Annotated in this window: 12 protein-coding genes; 5 read left to right on the top strand and 7 right to left on the bottom strand. The window is 43.4% G+C overall.

The features are described 5' to 3' along the window. Nucleotides 1-129 precede the first annotated feature (129 nt). Nucleotides 130-1,194, bottom strand: a complete 1,065-nt coding sequence (locus AWH61_RS10340; RefSeq protein ID WP_075177007.1) for an XrtA/PEP-CTERM system-associated ATPase — start codon at nt 1,192-1,194, stop codon at nt 130-132. Between the two features lie 224 nt (nt 1,195-1,418). Between AWH61_RS10340 and AWH61_RS10335 the strand changes: the two genes are divergently transcribed. Continuing rightward, nucleotides 1,419-1,766, top strand: coding sequence for a GIY-YIG nuclease family protein (locus AWH61_RS10335; protein ID WP_014977101.1), 348 nt, complete (start codon nt 1,419-1,421; stop codon nt 1,764-1,766). 45 nt (nt 1,767-1,811) lie between these two features. On the opposite strand, the gene AWH61_RS10330 is transcribed toward AWH61_RS10335, so the two are convergent. Continuing rightward, complete coding sequence (locus AWH61_RS10330) at nt 1,812-2,717, bottom strand: DUF350 domain-containing protein (protein WP_075177006.1); 906 nt, start codon at nt 2,715-2,717, stop codon at nt 1,812-1,814. A 314-nt stretch (nt 2,718-3,031) separates the two neighbouring features. Between AWH61_RS10330 and glnE the strand changes: the two genes are divergently transcribed. Beyond that, nucleotides 3,032-5,965 (top strand): bifunctional [glutamate--ammonia ligase]-adenylyl-L-tyrosine phosphorylase/[glutamate--ammonia-ligase] adenylyltransferase, encoded by a 2,934-nt coding sequence (gene glnE / locus AWH61_RS10325; RefSeq protein ID WP_075177005.1) that lies wholly within the window; start codon nt 3,032-3,034, stop codon nt 5,963-5,965. Nucleotides 5,966-5,975: 10 nt separating this feature from the next. Here glnE and AWH61_RS10320 read toward each other — a convergent pair whose 3' ends face one another. The 4 genes from AWH61_RS10320 to AWH61_RS10305 form a co-directional block, all read right to left on the bottom strand. Continuing rightward, the gene (locus AWH61_RS10320; protein WP_049587172.1) at nt 5,976-6,593 is read right to left on the bottom strand and encodes a TcpQ domain-containing protein; all 618 of its coding nucleotides are present in this window, start codon (nt 6,591-6,593) and stop codon (nt 5,976-5,978) included. A gap of 153 nt (nt 6,594-6,746) precedes the next feature. Beyond that, nucleotides 6,747-7,682, bottom strand: coding sequence for an LpxL/LpxP family Kdo(2)-lipid IV(A) lauroyl/palmitoleoyl acyltransferase (gene lpxL / locus AWH61_RS10315; RefSeq protein WP_075177004.1), 936 nt, complete (start codon nt 7,680-7,682; stop codon nt 6,747-6,749). 185 nt (nt 7,683-7,867) lie between these two features. Continuing rightward, nucleotides 7,868-8,125, bottom strand: a complete 258-nt coding sequence (locus AWH61_RS10310; protein WP_014950255.1) for a DUF3081 domain-containing protein — start codon at nt 8,123-8,125, stop codon at nt 7,868-7,870. A gap of 105 nt (nt 8,126-8,230) precedes the next feature. Then, entirely contained in the window at nt 8,231-8,785 is a 555-nt protein-coding gene (locus tag AWH61_RS10305) for an outer membrane protein (protein ID WP_075177003.1), read from the bottom strand. A 409-nt stretch (nt 8,786-9,194) separates the two neighbouring features. Here AWH61_RS10305 and AWH61_RS10300 point away from each other — a divergent pair, with 409 nt between their 5' ends. Together AWH61_RS10300 and AWH61_RS10295 are read left to right on the top strand one after the other, a co-directional pair. Continuing rightward, complete coding sequence (locus AWH61_RS10300; RefSeq protein ID WP_014950257.1) at nt 9,195-11,444, top strand: acyl-CoA dehydrogenase; 2,250 nt, start codon at nt 9,195-9,197, stop codon at nt 11,442-11,444. A 152-nt stretch (nt 11,445-11,596) separates the two neighbouring features. Beyond that, complete coding sequence (locus AWH61_RS10295; RefSeq protein WP_249922642.1) at nt 11,597-12,304, top strand: transporter substrate-binding domain-containing protein; 708 nt, start codon at nt 11,597-11,599, stop codon at nt 12,302-12,304. Nucleotides 12,305-12,377: 73 nt separating this feature from the next. Here AWH61_RS10295 and AWH61_RS10290 read toward each other — a convergent pair whose 3' ends face one another. Next, nucleotides 12,378-14,888: a TonB-dependent receptor gene (locus AWH61_RS10290; protein ID WP_075177001.1), complete on the bottom strand. Its 2,511-nt coding sequence runs from the start codon at nt 14,886-14,888 to the stop codon at nt 12,378-12,380. 477 nt (nt 14,889-15,365) lie between these two features. Between AWH61_RS10290 and AWH61_RS10285 the strand changes: the two genes are divergently transcribed. Beyond that, nucleotides 15,366-17,384, top strand: coding sequence for a putative bifunctional diguanylate cyclase/phosphodiesterase (locus AWH61_RS10285; protein ID WP_075177000.1), 2,019 nt, complete (start codon nt 15,366-15,368; stop codon nt 17,382-17,384). The last annotated feature ends 5 nt before the right edge of the window (nt 17,385-17,389 follow it).

The raw sequence follows: 17,389 nt of genomic DNA, 5'->3' as shown, positions 1-17,389 counted from the left end.
TTTTTCAATATTCTGGCTGCAGTTTGTAGGCGGTACTAGTAACCTAAACTCCAAAAAAAGCGCCCGATTTTACGTTAGTAAAATGGCGCTTTTTTTGTTTATCAAATGATGGTGGCTACAAAGAAAGTATCACTCTTTCTTATCATCACTCTTAAGTCGGACATACGTTTTAAATTTCTTTTTCATAAGCTTATCGACGTATTGCGTCATTTTCACTTTTTGTGAAATGGCGTCATCTAAGGCATCAACTAATTCAGCTAACATATCCAAGTAGTATTTGGTGTCGCGAATAACATTGCCTTTAGGTGTCATGATAGTTTGGCTTTCCGGGTGGTCAGCAAAGCCCATATGCTCCGTCACTTCTGCGCCCGTTTTGTCAGGCTCAAACATTTCGGCTTTCACTTCTTCAATTACTTCGTTTACCGCGCCGGCGTCAAAGCTCTCTAGTTCTTCTAAAAAGCCATAAAGCATTACCCTGTCCATAAGGGTATTAATTTTTCGAGGAATGCCCCGAGAGAACATGTGAATTCGTTCAAACGCCTCTTCACTGAATAACTGTGAGCCGTTCCATCCCGCGTGGTGCAATCGGTACTCAATGTATTCTTTGCACTCTTCCAATGAAAGCGGAGCGAGATGGCAAGACGCCACAATACGTTGCCTAAATTGCTCCATATTCGGTGCGCGTAGAATAGGCTGCAGTTCTTCTTGCCCCAGCAAAAAGCTTTGAATCAACGGTTTGCCGTTCAGCTGAAAATTACTCAGCATTCTTAATTCTTCAATGGTCTCTAACGGCAGATTTTGCGCTTCATCAACCAATAGTAAGGCGCGGCGACCCGCTTTGTTTAGATCGTATAAGAAAATTTCAAGCGCTTTTAAAATATCGGCTTTTGAGCGACCTTCCGTAGGGATATCAAATTTAGACGCGACCATTTTTACCAGTTCGTCTGGCGACAGCTTTGGCGTAACTATTTGAGCTGCCGCAATGTCGTCTTCAATTTCTTCAAGCAAGCTGTTTGCTACGGTAGTTTTCCCGGTTCCAATTCCGCCGGTAATAACAATGAACCCTTCAGCTTGAGAAAGTCCATACTGTAGATAAGACATGGCGCGTTTGTGCCATTTACTTGCGAAGAAAAATTCTGGATCTGGGGTTAACTGAAACGGTTTCGAGTTAAGTCCATAATAACTTTCGTACATGCAATTTACCGTTTTTCCATTAAAAATGTGCGTTCGAACACGTGAATTCGAAACAGCGCGCTTATTCTCGTATATATGGTAACCAACATCGCGCGATTATCGAAGTAATATATTCACGCCGAGTCTTAAGGGCTGGTTGATCTATGTTGTACAGCAAAGGTCAACAAGCACTAGTTAATTCTGCTAATATAAAGCTACGAAAAATTTCTATACATTGAATTACATTGGCACAAAGTATACCAGCCAACGCAGGCAATACCCACCAGGGAAGTACAAAAGCTACGTGGTATCTCTACTTAGTTGAAAATAAGCTTGGCCAACTCTACACAGGAATTACCACTAACCCCAAGCGCCGCATAGCGCAACACCGAGGAGAGTTAAAAGGGGGCGCCAAGGCCTTAAAAGGTAAGGCACCACTGACCTTTAAAGCCATATTCGAAATGACTGACAAGTCACATGCCTCAAAGCTTGAATATGAGGTAAAGAGAATGAGCCGCCCTCAAAAAAACGGGATTATTCGTAAAGGGCAACTCAATGAGCTAATGTGTATGAAAACCCAATTTGAAGATTAAGACGTTGGGTTTCGTTAGGTTCGTTATCCAGAAAAGAGTATTCCCCTACCCGCCTAAGACACCGTTAATGATCATGGCGTTTCCTATGCTAAGGGTAAACCCAAGTGCAGCTACACCAACGTTATGCTGTTGGTCGACTTCCTGCCGGAAATTCATGCCAAATAAAATAATTTTTTTGCTCGCTAGTACCAAAATATGAAGTGCGATTGCTAAGCCAACACTAACAATCAGCCAACCTGTTATATTGCTCACGTAGCCTGATGGGTTGTAAATGAGTAAATTCTTTGCTGCCGACACAATCATAGCAGTTCCAAGTAAATTACCAGTGTGCTCGATAGCGAGTGCTAACTGCCCCTTCTCTAGCGCTCCTTGAAATGAGTCGTTTTGATTATCTCTTGCATATCTAAACTCTAAAATACGCGTCATAACAAGCAACATGGTCAGAACTACGGTAAAGCCGGTCACAATAGCAATGATTGCGTTCATGTCGCTGCCATCAACCCACACCATAATATTGCGTAAAACAATTGCGCTTGCCACCAAACTAGCCGCATCAACCAGCGCCACGCTCACACTCCTTTCGGCAATCATCGCATGCGTATCAACTTTATTAAGTACTAGTTTATCGTGAGCGAAGCGTCCGAACTTCACCAATATAATGCCCACAATGCCGAAAGTTACCATTCCAATCGCCGCTTCTTTATAACCCATGCCGATATGGCGTCCAACGACAGAACTCAAGACGATGCACAGCGAAAGCATGCCACCTGCAATGCTGATCCCAAATGCGAAGTTATCTTTTACACCTAGCTCTTCTGTTACTGAGAATTTCCTAAATGCGCCCGTCAGCCACTTCATAATCATTAGCAGTACTAACGCAATTGCGACATCCATAGCGAGATATATCAGCAGTTCTTGCGTTAGAGGTACTAGTTTTACTAAGGCTTCCACGTTATCTTTGCTCCTTGAACACACAAAGTTCTTCTGATTAGTTTTTGATGTAGTTTCGAAAAATCAGTGATGGCTAATTGAATAGCGTTCATCTAATACAAACTTGTACAACGATGACATCGAACTTGTTCAGATTTATTTTAGTTAGGGCTAAATGACCTGTAGATCACACCCTGGGTTAGCAGGCACTTAACCACATTGAATGCAGAGCTGCACGTTAGCGCACTTAGCAGACCTTGTTTTGAGTACTTGCAATGGCAATTGTGAGTATTCAACCGTAAAACACGAGCGATATCTCATAAGACGCGAGCATTATGCCAACAGACAACGAAAATAGCATGACAAACGTAGAACTTGCCGAAAAATTTTGGCAGCAGTTGTTAACAGCGCCAGCAATTAGCGAAAGTGACAGAGCCGTAATTGAGGCTCATTGTGAAAAACTAATGCTCTCCTTCACGCGCTCCTCTTTCTTGGCTGAGACATTGATTCAAAATCCTTCATTTGTTTCTCGCATCGTTGAGCCTTATCAACCACCTGAGAAAAGTGAAGCGCTTAAATCTCTTGGCAATACCATGTCATCTGACTATCTCGCAAACCTAGAAAATGAATTGCACACCGTCGCTAGCGAAGATGACTTACTGCAAGTGTTGAGGAAATTTAGAAATAAAGAGATGGCGCGGATTACTTTCCTCGACGTTTTGAACAAGCAACCCATCGAAATATCACTTATGCAGGTTTCAGCATTAGCTGATGTACTTATTAACGGTGCGTACCACTGGCTTTATCAACATTTAGCTGCGCGCTATGGAAAACCGCAAAGCCATAACCAAGACATGCACATGTATATCTTGGGTATGGGAAAATTAGGAGGAAAGGAACTCAACTTTTCTTCTGATATCGATTTAATTTTTACGTACCCGGAAAAAGGCGAAACCCAAGGTGGTCGAAAAAGCGTAGAGCATCAGCAGTTTTTTACCAAACTCGCGCAAAAACTAATCCAAGCATTGAACAAAGTGACTAATGACGGTCAAGTCTACCGCGTCGACATGCGTTTACGCCCCTTCGGCGATTCTGGCCCCCTTGTGATGCATTTCGCGGCACTTGAAGATTATTATCAAGACCAGGGGCGACACTGGGAGCGCTTTGCCATGGTAAAAGCGCGGGTGATTAACGATGATAATTCGCAAGATGTGAAATGGTTAAAGAGCATTTTACACCCATTTACTTTCCGTCGTTACTTAGACTTCACCACATTAGATGCCCTTCGTAACATGAAAAAGCTGATCGCCACAGAAATACGCAGACGCAGACTGAGTAACAATATAAAACTCGGCGCAGGTGGCATTCGTGAAGTGGAGTTTTTTGCCCAAAGTTTTCAGCTGATTCACGGAGGACGAGAGCCAGCATTACAAAGTAAGTCATTACTTCGCACGTTAGATGCATTAACTGAACTCGATATAGTCGAACGCGACGTAACGCAACAGCTAAAAAGTGACTATTTATTCCTAAGAAAAGTAGAGCACACGCTTCAACAAGCTCAAGATCGCCAGACCCAGACTCTTCCTGAGTTACCTTGGCAACAAGCTGCGCTTATTGAAGTCATGGGGTTTGATTCTTACAGTGAATTTTTAGTGCATTTAGATACTGTAATGGCGCGTATTCATGCCCATTTCAACGAGTTAGTAGAAGAGTCTCATGATACGCACTCTGAAGAAGACCAGCTTTTCACTGCCTGCCAAGATGCGTGGCGTCTTTCATTGCTAGAGGATGAGTTTACTGAAACCTTTGGCGAATACCTGTCTGCTAGCGATATTAAAGGCGTATATTCTATTCTTGTCGCCTTCAAGGATAAGCAACGCAATTATCGCATAGGCCAAAAAGGTGAAGACACGTTAAATAAGTTGCTTCCCGAAATTTTGTATGTGCTCATCAACCAACATCCAAACTACATCCCACAAGTACTCGACCGTTTACTCGGTGTTATAGAAGCGATTACAGGCCGAACCACTTACCTTGACTTGTTACTTGAAAATCCGGATGTACTAAAACAGTTAGTAAGGCTATGTGAACGAAGCGACTGGATTGCTCAAGAAATTAAGCGCTTCCCGTTACTATTAGACGAATTACTCACGCCGTTATACCTAGGTCAGCAAAATACCGATATCCATACCAGCAAGCAGGAATATCAGCTGGAACTGCGTGAAATCATGCTTCGTATTGAACAAGACGATGTTGAAATGCTTATGGATGGATGGAGGCAGTTCAAACTTTGCCAACAGCTTCGCATAGCCGCCAGCGACATCAGTGAATCACTACCTATAAACAACGTGAGCGATAAGCTTACGGTGCTAGCTGAAGTGATATTGGAGAACGTAGTAGATGCTGCCTGGATGCAAATGCAACAGCGCTATGGCGTTCCAGCACACCTAGAGGGAACTGACAAAGGATTTGCCGTGATCGGCTATGGAAAACTAGGCGGGTATGAATTAGGTTACGGCTCAGACTTAGATTTAGTGTTTTTGCATAATGCTCCTCGCGGCATAAGTACAGACGGCAAAAAGTCTATTGAAGCGCAACAGTTTTACATTAAGTTGGCGCAGCGCATCATGCATCTTCTCAATACGAAGACGTTGTTTGGACAATTATACGAAACCGACTTGCGTCTACGCCCTTCTGGCAATGCGGGATTGTTATGTTGCCATATCGATGGTTTCGAAAAATACCAGACGGAAGAAGCATGGACTTGGGAACATCAAGCGCTGGTTCGTGCAAGAGCCATTTGCGGAGCCCCTCGCCTTTTGAATGACTTCACGGAGGTAAGAAGTTCCATACTAACTCGCTCTAGAAACGCTAAAACGTTGGCTGACGATGTGTGCAAAATGCGTTTAAAAATGCGGGAGCACTTGCTTTCAAAGGAGAACGACAAGGTAGACTTAAAGCAGTGTGTAGGTGGTATTACCGATATTGAGTTCATGGCTCAATATCTTGTACTCGCTAATGCAAAGTCACAGGCTGTCATGACAGAATATCCTGACAATCTTCGCATTTTTGACGCAGCAGCCAAGACCAACATTATTGATGTCGCCACTGCGCACAAACTGCAAAAGGCGTATTTAAAGCTGCGAGAGCAATACCACCATTTAACGTTAGCTGATACCAAGTACGCAGATCAGAGCGAAGAACTAGATGCCATACGAGAACAAGTAACCATTCACTGGAATGCACTATTTGGCACGTGTAGCGGCTAGGCGATGAAGCTTAACCTCTAACCAAACGACAGTTGGTGGTGAGAAATTCTGTTTCTTGAGCAGTCACCACCAGCGAGCGTTGCTCTGCACATAAATATGCTTTTACTTGCCCTTCAAAACTACTGTCTATGGCACTGGCAATTTTAGCAAGCGATCCTGCAACCGTGTTGTCCAATTGAAACTGGTGCTTAATAACAAAGTCTTGCTCCAGGTTCCATATCACCTGCATGCCTTCAGCTTGAGCGTATTGCGAAATAGCTTCGCGCAGTGTGTTCCCTTCCTGGAACGTGCGGTATTTATGTTCGCCGGTCCAATTCTTTTCAACCGGACGTGTTTGGCTAGACATTTGTGCAAGCTTGTTGTCTAAATTAGGATCAACGCCCGCAATATCCAGAACAAAATCTCCCTGCTCATCTTCTGCTGGGTCAGTAGCAGACATACGGAAGTCCCGATAGAACTCACTTAACCCACGTGATACAGACTTTTCTTCCGCTTGCCCTTGCGGAACAGGCTCTTGGTCCTGTGTTTGAAGCATGTAAATGAGTACGCCAGCAATGATCACAAGCACTGCTGCTATGCCAATTTGCTTTGCCCAAAACGATGAACTTGAATAACTTGTCTGTCCCATACCTTACCAATGTGTAGCCACTTTTAATCGAAAATCAGCTTATGCTATGTGTATGAACTTAAGCATAATTCTTCTATTTTAGTCTACCTTCGAACGGAAAGCCTATTATTCTATTTATCTAATTTTCATCGCTAGGTGTTTATTCATACACAGCTATAGTGATTTATACAGCGATTCAGGGTTACCTTCCGGTCTGGTTTTAAATCGCTTGTGCATCCACAAATAGCTTTCTGGCTGTTCTTTAACCGCAGCGTCTACATGTTGATTCAGTAATGTTAGTGCTTCAGCGTCTTCCATATCGCCTAACTGAGAAAGCGGTGGATAGATTTTAATTTTGTAACCGCGTTTGGTGTATTGCGACGTGATGATCATTGGCTCAGAGTGACTACGTCGAATAAACATCAGCGTTGCTGTAGTTGTCGCGGTATCTTTCACCCCACCAAATGGAACAAAGATACTTTGTTTCGGGCCATAATCCTGGTCGGGCAAATACAAACAAAGTTCTTTATCGTCAAGTGCAGCAAGTAAGGCTTTTGCGTTGCGCTTATCAATCATGTATTTGTTCGAGCGGTTTCGCCCATGATACTGAAGGTAATCAACGAGAGGGTTGTTGTGTTTGCGATAAAACGCGATGCTTGGACGGAAGAAGCCAATACCTCTACAGGCAAATTCCAGATTCATATTGTGGAGTGCCATACCAAAGACACCTTTGCCATTTGCAAGGGCCGCTTCAACATGCTCAGTGCCTTCAATCTCAATAGCTCGTTTTACGCGCCAGCTAGGCCACCACCATCCCATAGCAGTTTCAAATAGTGCCATGCCTGTACGCCGCACATTTTCTTTGTAAAGCGCCTCTACTTCACTGGCGGAAAGTGTAGGGTTCCAGAGCGTCAAGTTACGCTTTGCGACTTTTGCCCGTTTAGGAACAATTAATGCGATAAGTTTACCGGTACCGCCACCGATAGCGCGTATCACGGGTAAAGGCAACCAGGTAATTATATAAAGAACGAAAACACCTAACCATACAGGCCAAAACTTAGGGCCTAAAAATGCTAGTTTAAATTTAGGAGCTTTAATTGCCGCCGCCAATGTCTGTATCCTTTGAAACGAAGTGGGCGGCATTGTAGCAGAAGGTTTTTGGTGGGGCTAATTTAGACAGACAGCCCACATTGCTCTTGCGATTAATAGAAGCGCTTAAGCAGAGAAAGCCTATACTTGCTTTCTCTGCTTAAGAAACATATTGCTTGTTATCAATACAAACTGAAATCAGGTCACTAGTATTCTTTATCGATTTGCTTCAACTTTTTCTCAAACGATTCATATTGTTCTTTTGAGTCATAGTCAAAATGGTATTGATTGTGAAAGCCGAACTGCAGCTTCACATTAACGTCTTCAATGTAAAGCGTATAGCCATCGTGATCTGTAAACGCAGTGATCCCATTAAGCTTATACTGTTCATCTTCTTTCGCGCCATGCTGGCGGATCTTGTCGAAAACCTGAAGTAAGAACTTGCTGTCTAATTCGTTTTTCATTGTAAATCCATTGTTGAGAATTTATCTATTTTTACACAATCAAACGATTTTTGGATTTATCTAGGGCCTATATTTAAAACGACTATGCGAGTTAATAACTACAACCTAAAAGTTGTAGCGAAAACCTAAATTTACAATATGCGCAGAAAAATCATCTTTGCCACCAAAGTAGGTGTATTCCACGCGTACCATCGACTGTAAGCCTAAGTAGTAATCGAAGCCTAGCCCAGCTAATCCTGCGATAATTGTGTCATCGTATCCACACACAGCGGCTTCTGGGCCACAGGTATTGCTATCTATCGACGCGTGCTCGATGTCAACGCTTGCCACGCCTAATTTATAATACAGCTCACCTTTCTGGCTACTCGCTTTACCTAGTAACGCCAAATAAGGGCCTTTAGATGAGATTGATTGTTCGTCGTTATCTGTATCAATAAAAGAGATATAGCCACCTTCTACATACCACTGACGGTGAAATTGATAGCCTAAAGCAGCTGAATAGCTAATATCAGACTCATTATCTATTTCAGTATCTACGTTGCCAAAGCCAATATTTGCCACTGCATATCCGTTGGCTGATGCTAGTCCAGAAAAACCCAAGCTTGTTATAGCTGAACTTCCAATAAGGAACTTAGCGAAAAATGATGAAAGACGGCGCATTTTAATTACTTCTCCATGTTAAAGAACGCTCACTATAAAAGACAATGCCTCTGATTAAAACGAACAAACAGAGTTTAGATGAATACAATTAACTGATAGCTGCACGAAAAAGCGGTTTTATACCAGTCCGCATAGATAATTTCCCACACAGCGAGAAGTAAAATGTTCGTAATCGCGGCGTGTTACCGCAGGTATAGTGGTTCTACATCAAGGTGACACAACAACCAGAGCGTTTTTTGACCATTAAATATCAGCAATGTTAATCCCTTACATCACACTTTCGTATAAAAAAGACGCAGACAGTTTACATAACCACATGATTATTTGATAATTTTTACAAAATTTGATCTTTTTTAAATTAGGTGTAGTATTAACCTAAACAACTGGTCAGATGAGCGGATGAGTTATTATGAGTATCAGAACTAGCTTAAAGAAAGTATTACCCCCAATTTCAATCACAGAGCAAGAAGCCTTAGATGCAGGCGACGTGTGGATTGAATCTTCTATTTATCAGGGTAAGCCTGACATGCAGGCGCTACGCGATATCCCTCAGGCAAAACTGAGCGCAGAAGAACAAGCATTCATGGACGGTCCAGTAACCGAGTTGCTGAACATGATCGATGATTTTGAATTAGGCAACGGCAAGCACATTCCTCAGGACGTTTTAGACTTCCTAGGTAAGAACCGCTTCTTCTCTATGATCATTCCAAAGAAATTTGGTGGTCTTGAGTTCAGTCCGTATGCAAACTCTACAATCGTTGCCACTATCGCAGCGAAAAGCGGTGCAATTGCAGTAACCGTAATGGTTCCTAACTCATTAGGTCCAGGCGAGCTTCTTATGCACTACGGTACGACCGAGCAGCAAGATTACTGGTTACCTCGTCTAGCAGACGGTCGCGATATTCCGTGCTTCGCGCTTACCAGCCCTGAAGCAGGTTCTGACGCTGGTGCTATTCCTGACGCGGCTATCGTGACTAAAGGCGAATTCAACGGTGAAGAAGTGCTTGGTTTACGCGTAAGCTGGGACAAGCGCTATATTACGCTTGCACCAATTGCGACCGTACTAGGTCTTGCGTTTAAAGTATTCGATCCAGACCAACTACTTGGCGACAAACTAGAGCTTGGCATTACCTGTGCCCTTCTACCTAAGTCTCACCCAGGTGTTGAACTTGGTAACCGTCACGACCCAATGGGTGTGCGTTTCTACAACGGTACTACTCGTGGTCAAGATGTGTTCATTCCTATGGACTTCATCATTGGTGGTCAAAAGAACATTGGTCGTGGTTGGCAGATGCTAGTTAGCTGTCTAGGTGCAGGTCGTGGTATTTCACTTCCAGCAATGGGCGTAGCAACTGCACAATCAGCATTTAAAGGCACGGTTGAGTATTCATTCGTACGTGAGCAGTTTGGTCTTCCAATTGGTCGCTTTGAAGGTATTCAAGAGAAAATGGCAGACATCGCGGGTAAGACGTTCTTACTTGAAGCGATGCGTGTTCTTACAACTGAAGGTCTAGGCTTAGGCGTGAAGCCATCAGTAGTAACCGCTATTGCTAAGTATCACATGACTGAACTAGGTCGTGATGTGATGAACTCTGCTATGGACATCCAGGCAGGTAAAGCGATTCAACGCGGTCCTCAGAATACGTTAGCGGGCGGCTATGCTGCGCTTCCTATTGCTATTACGGTAGAAGGTGCAAACATTCTTACCCGTAACCTGATGATCTTTGGCCAAGGTGCAATGCGTTGTCACCCGTACTTGAAAGACATGGTTGACCTAATCCACAGCAACGAAAGTTCTGCGGATGCAGAGTTCAACAAAGTACTTCGTAAAACAGTTGGCTTCAGCGTTAAAAATGCATTCCGCAGCCTAGGTAAAGGCTACCTTCCTTTCCTACGCGAGAGCGAGTCTGCTTTACCAGAAGTTCGCAAGTATGAGAAGCGTGTTAACAGCATCTCTGCAAAGCTAGCTCCACTTGCTGACTTGTCACTTGCAGTACTAGGCGGTGACCTTAAGAAAGCTGAGCTTTTATCAGCACGTCTAGGTGACGTAATGAGCTACCTATACGGTGCAATGGCGGCAATTCGTTTCTACGAGCAGCGCATTGAAGACAGAAAACTCGCGCTACCGTATTTCGAATACGCAATGCAGTGGTCTTTACAACAAGCGGATCAGGCAATTGTTAACTTTATCAACAATTTCCCGAACACGGCGACACGTGGTCTAATGCGTCTTCTTACAAATACCTACACCAACAGTGTTGCGGGTATCAGCGATGACCTAGTGCGTGAGCTTTCTATCGCGTCTATGCAAGACAACAGCGTGAAAGAGCAGCTTACTCACCTTGTTCGCGTTACGCCTGGAGATGGCAACGACATCAACGAGCAAGCGTTCAAAGCGAAGCACGCGGTAGCGCACCTTCTTGGCAAAGTGCAAAAAGCACTTCGCAAAGAGCCTGTAGTGCCGTTCATTTCTTTTGAACATGCACTTAACAAGCTTCAAGAAAAAGGCGTAGTAACGGCTGATGAAGCTGCTAAGCTTCACGACTATAACGAAAAACGCAAGCTAGCAGTTCGTGTAGACGAATACACGTTCGATATGGAACTTGTTCCAGCGTCTCAAACGCTTAAAGCGATTGATGGCGGTCAAAACGCTGCGTAAACTGTCATTATTGCAGTAACTTGATTAACAAAGCCCCATCCTTGAGATGGGGCTTTTTATTTGCCCGTTAAATTACCTTTCTATTGTTTCGTTCGTACTCTACCCTTAGCTTATCGTGGTTTTCTTAAACAAGGATTTGTAAAGTGAAAACGATGCGCTTTATTGGCATTCAAACCGTTTCAACATTTTTTATTCTCTTTATCTCGTCGCTGCTATTCAATTCAAACGCCACTGCCCAGCACGATGATACTAACTTCGTCATTGGAGAACTAACTCATCCTCGAGTAAGTAGCTTCTATAAACCCCTAATAGCACGTGCGTACCAAGATATCGGCATTGAGGTTACATTCGAAAAAGTGGGTGGGGAAAGAGGCTTACGGCTGTTGAATGAAGGAATGACAGATGCAGATATTATTCGCTATGACGTAGTGTCTCAGCCTGACAATAACATTGTAATTGTTCCTCCAGCACTGTCTCATGGTGCATCATTTCTATTGTGTATACGAGGAGCTGAGTGCAATAAAAGCATAATTCAACAACCAGATAAGGCAATAGCCGTTACTACCCGATTTTTCTTCAATATGCACGCCAAACCTGGCGAGTTAAATGCCAACATCTTTGAATTTGATGACTTTCACCACGTCATAAATTTACTGCTCAACGGGCGATTTGACTACGCTATTTTACCGAGTGACTATTCTGAAGAAGCCATTTTCGAACAATCTGGAATTGAGTATATACCTCTAGTGGAACACGAATTGGTACACGTTATTCATAAGAAACATAGCCATTTAATTGACCAACTTTCTGCAGCAATCACGAAGCAGCTTCAATTGCTCAAAACCGCGGAGAGTGAATAAATAAAAAACGCCCGCATCAATTGCGGGCGTTAAATGAACAATAACTAGTACCTTCGCACCAGATATTTGCTCGTTAGTCGAACATATATTTAAGCGACAGCACTGTAGTACGGCCGTTCAATGGACGTGCTCTGATGTAACTACCAACCTCTGCTGAACCTTCTTCTGACTCAGTGATGATAAATTCATCAGTGGCGTTATTCACATTAAGCGAAACAGAAAATTGGTCGTTCACCCAATAAGTGGCAAACAAGTTTACAAGGTTATAACCCTCTTGTTTAAGGTCATTATTGTCCTGAACATAGTACTCTGTCGAGCCTTGTAGTGAGGCACCAACAGACCATGTATTAGTAACGTACTCAGGGGTAATAGTCCAAATCCAATCTGCTTGGCGGCGTGGAGTATTTCCTTCAAGTGCAGGATTGTTTACATCTTTACTGATTTCAGCGTCTGTCCACGTTAAGTTACCGGATAGCACGAAATTATCAGTTGCTGTCCAGCGGCCTTCAAGCTCTAAACCTGTTGCTTTATATTCGCGCATAAAGGTTAAACCACTGGTTACCTCTGCTTGCGTATCTTCAGTAACAGTATCAAACAAGGTTGCGTTAACCATGAGGTCTTTCGTACCGTATTTGTAACCTACCTCGAATTGCTTCGTTGTATCGTAACCCGATGTTGTGCTTGTTAAGCTGCCGTCTGTATTCAATGTACCGCCAATCTGCAGTAAACGATCGGCAATAGCACGGCCACCTTTTGAGTAACGGGCAAAAAATGTCTGACTGGCGCTTAGCAGGTACGAACCACCGATTGAATAAGACGTATTATTTGCACTGTAATCAACAATTTGAGAAGACGCACCGGCGCGATTTAAGTTGATAACACCACCGCTAATGAAGCCGCTGTTGATTGCTGAAGCATCTTCAATTTGCTCAATAGTTCCGTTACCGTTTAGGTCGAAGTCGGCATTTCCTCCGCAACATGAGCTGATGAGTTCACCTGAAGCTTCGGTCGTGTCATGACGTACCGATGCATCAATAAAAATGTTATCTGACAATTCAAAACCAACGTTCATGTACGGCGCTTTTGTTACATAGTTTAAGTCCCACTCCCACGAAAGGAAGCTTGGTGACAATAAACCGTTTGAAACAAGTTCCACGCCATCGCCATCTGTAATTGTTAGAAGCTGTGAATTGTCACCGTCTAGAGTTTGTATAAATGTCTGCCAGCTTGACCAGCTTGTGGCGATGTCCTGGTTTGAGTAGTAATAACCTACTGTGAGGTCGATACCGTTATCAAATTCTTTACGCAAGCTGAAATCGTTGATCATGTTACCCAGATCGTTGATTCTTGTGTCGAACTGAAGGTTTGTAAATGCTTGTCCTGTGTACACTTCACCAGCGCCAGGTCCGTTCGCGAGCACAACACTTGTGCTGTCGCAATTGAGCGCATTTCCGTCACCGTCTGTAGCGCCGGCACAAAGTGCAGAAGCGAAATTCGATACATCGCCAGGGCCCGCTGGAAATCCATCAGTAAATGGGGCAATAAAACCACCTGAGATATCTGAAATACGGAACTTGTTTAATAAGAACAAGTTTTCGGCCACTTCGAGGTCAACTTCAACGCCAAATGAGTTTACTTTTGATTCGATGCCATCGCGGACGTCGCGATTCTCTGGGTTACCATAGCTGTCAAAAGTAGAAATGTTTGTGTTGTAAGCTGAGTTTAATGCCTGTGAGCTGGCATCGTAACCAGGTACCGGGCCATATTCACCATCGCCTTTCACCAATACCGGAGAAGGAAGGTATGTTGATACTTTGTCATCAAGATTTTTATAGAAGAAACGGATGTGACCGTTATCTAGCATCTTAGTGATATTGAACTTAACCTGACCGCCTTGGTCGCCATTGTATCCCGTTTCTCGCGGGCCCTCTCCACCACGGGCAAAGCCAGCAATGTGGTAGTAAAGGTCGTCGCTAATTTCACCGCCATAGCGAAAATCTAAACGAAACTCTTCGTAATCGACGCCAAATGACGTTCCAATGGCACCGCCACCTACTTCGCCCGTGTTACTGATCAAGTTAATAACACCGCCTGGCGAGTTACTGGCGAATGTTGACGCTGAACCACCGCGCACTGCTTCCACATTCGCTACTGACCAGTCGTAGCGTAAAAAGTTATCGGCATTGCCAAAGTTAATATCACCATATTCTAAAACAGGTAAACCGTCTTCATGGATTTGCAAGAATTTAGAACCACCCGTCGCAAGTGGAATACCGCGAATAGTAATATTTGCGTTACCGCCACCGCCTGAAGACTCGGCACGAATACCGGGTAATGCGCGAAATACCTCAGCGGTAGAACGAGGAGCTAGTTTAAGAATATCGTCTTCATCGAATGCACTTACAGAAACACTAGCTTCTTGCATTGTTGCACCACCCGGTGCAGCGGTAACCACAATCTGTTCGAATTTTTCTTTCGACTTTGCGTCAGCATCAGCTGTTGATGATTCCTGCGCGATAACTGAGCCCGAAAAAGCGGCGCAAATCGCTAGGGTCAAAGCGTTGAGTGTGTGATTTTTGTTCATTTTTTCTCCGGCAATGTGTTGAATTTGTTAAATCCAAGGTAGCCTCTGCCCCTTTAACGTAGGGAGGCGGCAACACAATTCAAACTTAATCGATTAAGAATTTATAACAAAGGAACAACATTGTAAACATCCTGTGAAGAGTTTTTACTCTTGCGCAGCGCCTTATTTAACTTTTATATACTAAAGTTTTAGCTATATTCAGCGGTTCACATCGCAGATAAGAAATAAAAAGCAATATCGATTAAGAACACTACACTTTCAGGTATTCAGAAAGAACTGTGAAAAAACATATATAAACAAAAGCGGGTTGCTTTAGTCGAATTTTAAAATGCCCCCGTCATATGTATTATATTCAGCCTATACTACAATCATTTAGTGCACTTAAGTTTGAACGCTTCGCTCTATTCTGTACGACTAAATTTGCTTTTGAAGTAACGCATTCAATTTGAATCACAATGAAATTAAGGCTTTATCCGGTTGAACACGTATCAAGAATCGATATCACAAACTGAAATAGAACGAGACACCACCGACATGCTAATTGGCAATAGCTTTGTCGGCTTCTTGATGACGATATTTGCCTTTTCTGGTCTGGTATTTTTCTTTGAAAGCGACTCCCCTTCAACATTTGCAAATAAACTACAGATTTGGGGAGTAATGGTGTGCGTCTCACTTCTGAGGCTAATTGATGCATTATATTGGCGCACTAATTTGGCAGGAAAAGCTTATAACCCGCGCCCTGCTTTGATTCGGTTTTCGACCGGGCTTTATGTTACGGGTTGTATTTGGGCGCTTTACTCTGTGCTTTTCTATTCATCCATGGCAACTGTCGAACTAGCAGCGACTATGGTTGTACTCGCAGCGATGTCTGGCGGAGCTGGAACCGTCCTGTCTCCTAACATAAAACTCGTCGGGTTCTACTCTACTGCTCTTCTTGTACCTATGTCGTTATGTGCGTTAATAGATGCTAGCGGGAAATTTTTTATTTTAGGTGTGCTTGGCTTGGTTTTCTGGTTTGGTATTTTCGCCAGTGCTTTTCGCTACCATCGCTTTTTCATCAGTACGTTACACCTTAAAGCTAAGAATAATAGTTTGATGGAACAGATGCGTATTGAGCGTAGTGAAACAGTTAAAGTAAACAAACTACTCATAGCTTCAAACGAAAAGCTCGATGCATCTAACGCCAACCTTGAAGCGGAAGTGGAAAGAAGAACGGCGGATTTATATCGGTTGTCTAACAGAGATCCACTGACAAATTTGCTTAATCGCAATGGCTTTCTCAAGCATCTCAACAATTTGATAGACACAACACGTGCCCTTGATAACTCGCTCGCCCTTCTATTTATCGACTTAGACGGATTCAAGCAAGTTAACGACAGTTTAGGACATAAAGTCGGCGATATTGTCCTTGCAGAAATTGCCAACAGACTTCGTAACTATACGGAAGAAAATCACCTAGGAAGATGGGGAGGAGACGAATTCGTCGCCGTAATTCCTTATGCTAATGTTGATACCGCAAAGGCCGTAGCACACGCTATGCGCAGTGGCGTCACTATTCCCATTATTGCGAACGACAATCAGGTAACGTTAGACGCCACTATCGGCATCGCAATGTTCCCCGTCCATGGCGACAGCGCTGTTGATTTAATTCAACAGGCCGACCTGACTATGTATGATCAAAAGCGTAAGCAAAGAGGCTCTATTGGCGTATTTAACGAAACGTTGCACAACGAAATAAAGCGAGAGCAGCGCCTTTGTGAACGCTTAAGATTAGCCATTGAAAATAGTGAGTTTACTGTTTTTTATCAACCTATCATTGACGTCACGACAAACTCCTTGTCGTCAGTAGAAGCGCTTTTACGGTGGAACTGCGACGGAGAAAACATCTCTCCTGCGGTGTTTATCCCCCTTGCAGAGCGCAGCGGGCTAATGCCTGAAATAGGTGCGTGGGTATTAAATAGAGCGCTTATCGACCTTTCACATTGGCAGTTCAAACCCGGCCTCGCAATGTCGATAAATGTATCAGTCGCGCAGCTGCTCGATGACAGCTTCTTTAAAGTTTTAGACAATGCCCTCAGCACAACTAAAATTTCACCAGAACGCCTCTATCTAGAAATAACTGAAAGCGTATTCGCTATTGATAAAGATCTAGTGACTAAACGAGTGAGCGAACTCGTAGCCCGTGATGTCAAAATATCAATTGATGACTTTGGTACAGGTTATTCATCTTTAAACCGTCTTCAATCTATGCCATTCAATTTTATTAAAATTGACCGCTCTTTTATACAGAATAGCTCTGAAGAGAGTGATACCATAATAAGAGCAACACTTTTAATGGCTAAAGAGTTTGGCTGTAAAACCATTGCAGAGGGCATCGAAACTGAGCAGCAAAGGCAACATTTGTCCCAGCTTGGAACCGACTATTTGCAAGGCTTTTACTTCGCTAGACCAATGAACGCCAACGACCTTATTTCTTGGTATAACGAAAACTACTAATAACC

It is taken from the genome of Alteromonas sp. W12 (assembly GCF_001924945.1).
GTDB lineage: Bacteria > Pseudomonadota > Gammaproteobacteria > Enterobacterales > Alteromonadaceae > Alteromonas > Alteromonas macleodii.
This window is presented reverse-complemented; position numbering and strand designations above follow the sequence as displayed.

Bases quoted from the DNA above. Each gene is read 5' to 3' on its own strand.
- AWH61_RS10340 (WP_075177007.1), bottom strand. From the start codon at position 1,194: ATGTACGAAAGTTATTATGGACTTAACTCGAAACCGTTTCAGTTAACC.
- glnE (WP_075177005.1), top strand. From the start codon at position 3,032: ATGCCAACAGACAACGAAAATAGCATGACAAACGTAGAACTTGCCGAA.
- AWH61_RS10320 (WP_049587172.1), bottom strand. From the start codon at position 6,593: ATGGGACAGACAAGTTATTCAAGTTCATCGTTTTGGGCAAAGCAAATT.
- AWH61_RS10310 (WP_014950255.1), bottom strand. From the start codon at position 8,125: ATGAAAAACGAATTAGACAGCAAGTTCTTACTTCAGGTTTTCGACAAG.
- AWH61_RS10305 (WP_075177003.1), bottom strand. From the start codon at position 8,785: ATGCGCCGTCTTTCATCATTTTTCGCTAAGTTCCTTATTGGAAGTTCA.
- AWH61_RS10300 (WP_014950257.1), top strand. From the start codon at position 9,195: ATGAGTATCAGAACTAGCTTAAAGAAAGTATTACCCCCAATTTCAATC.
- AWH61_RS10295 (WP_249922642.1), top strand. From the start codon at position 11,597: ATGCGCTTTATTGGCATTCAAACCGTTTCAACATTTTTTATTCTCTTT.
- AWH61_RS10290 (WP_075177001.1), bottom strand. From the start codon at position 14,888: ATGAACAAAAATCACACACTCAACGCTTTGACCCTAGCGATTTGCGCC.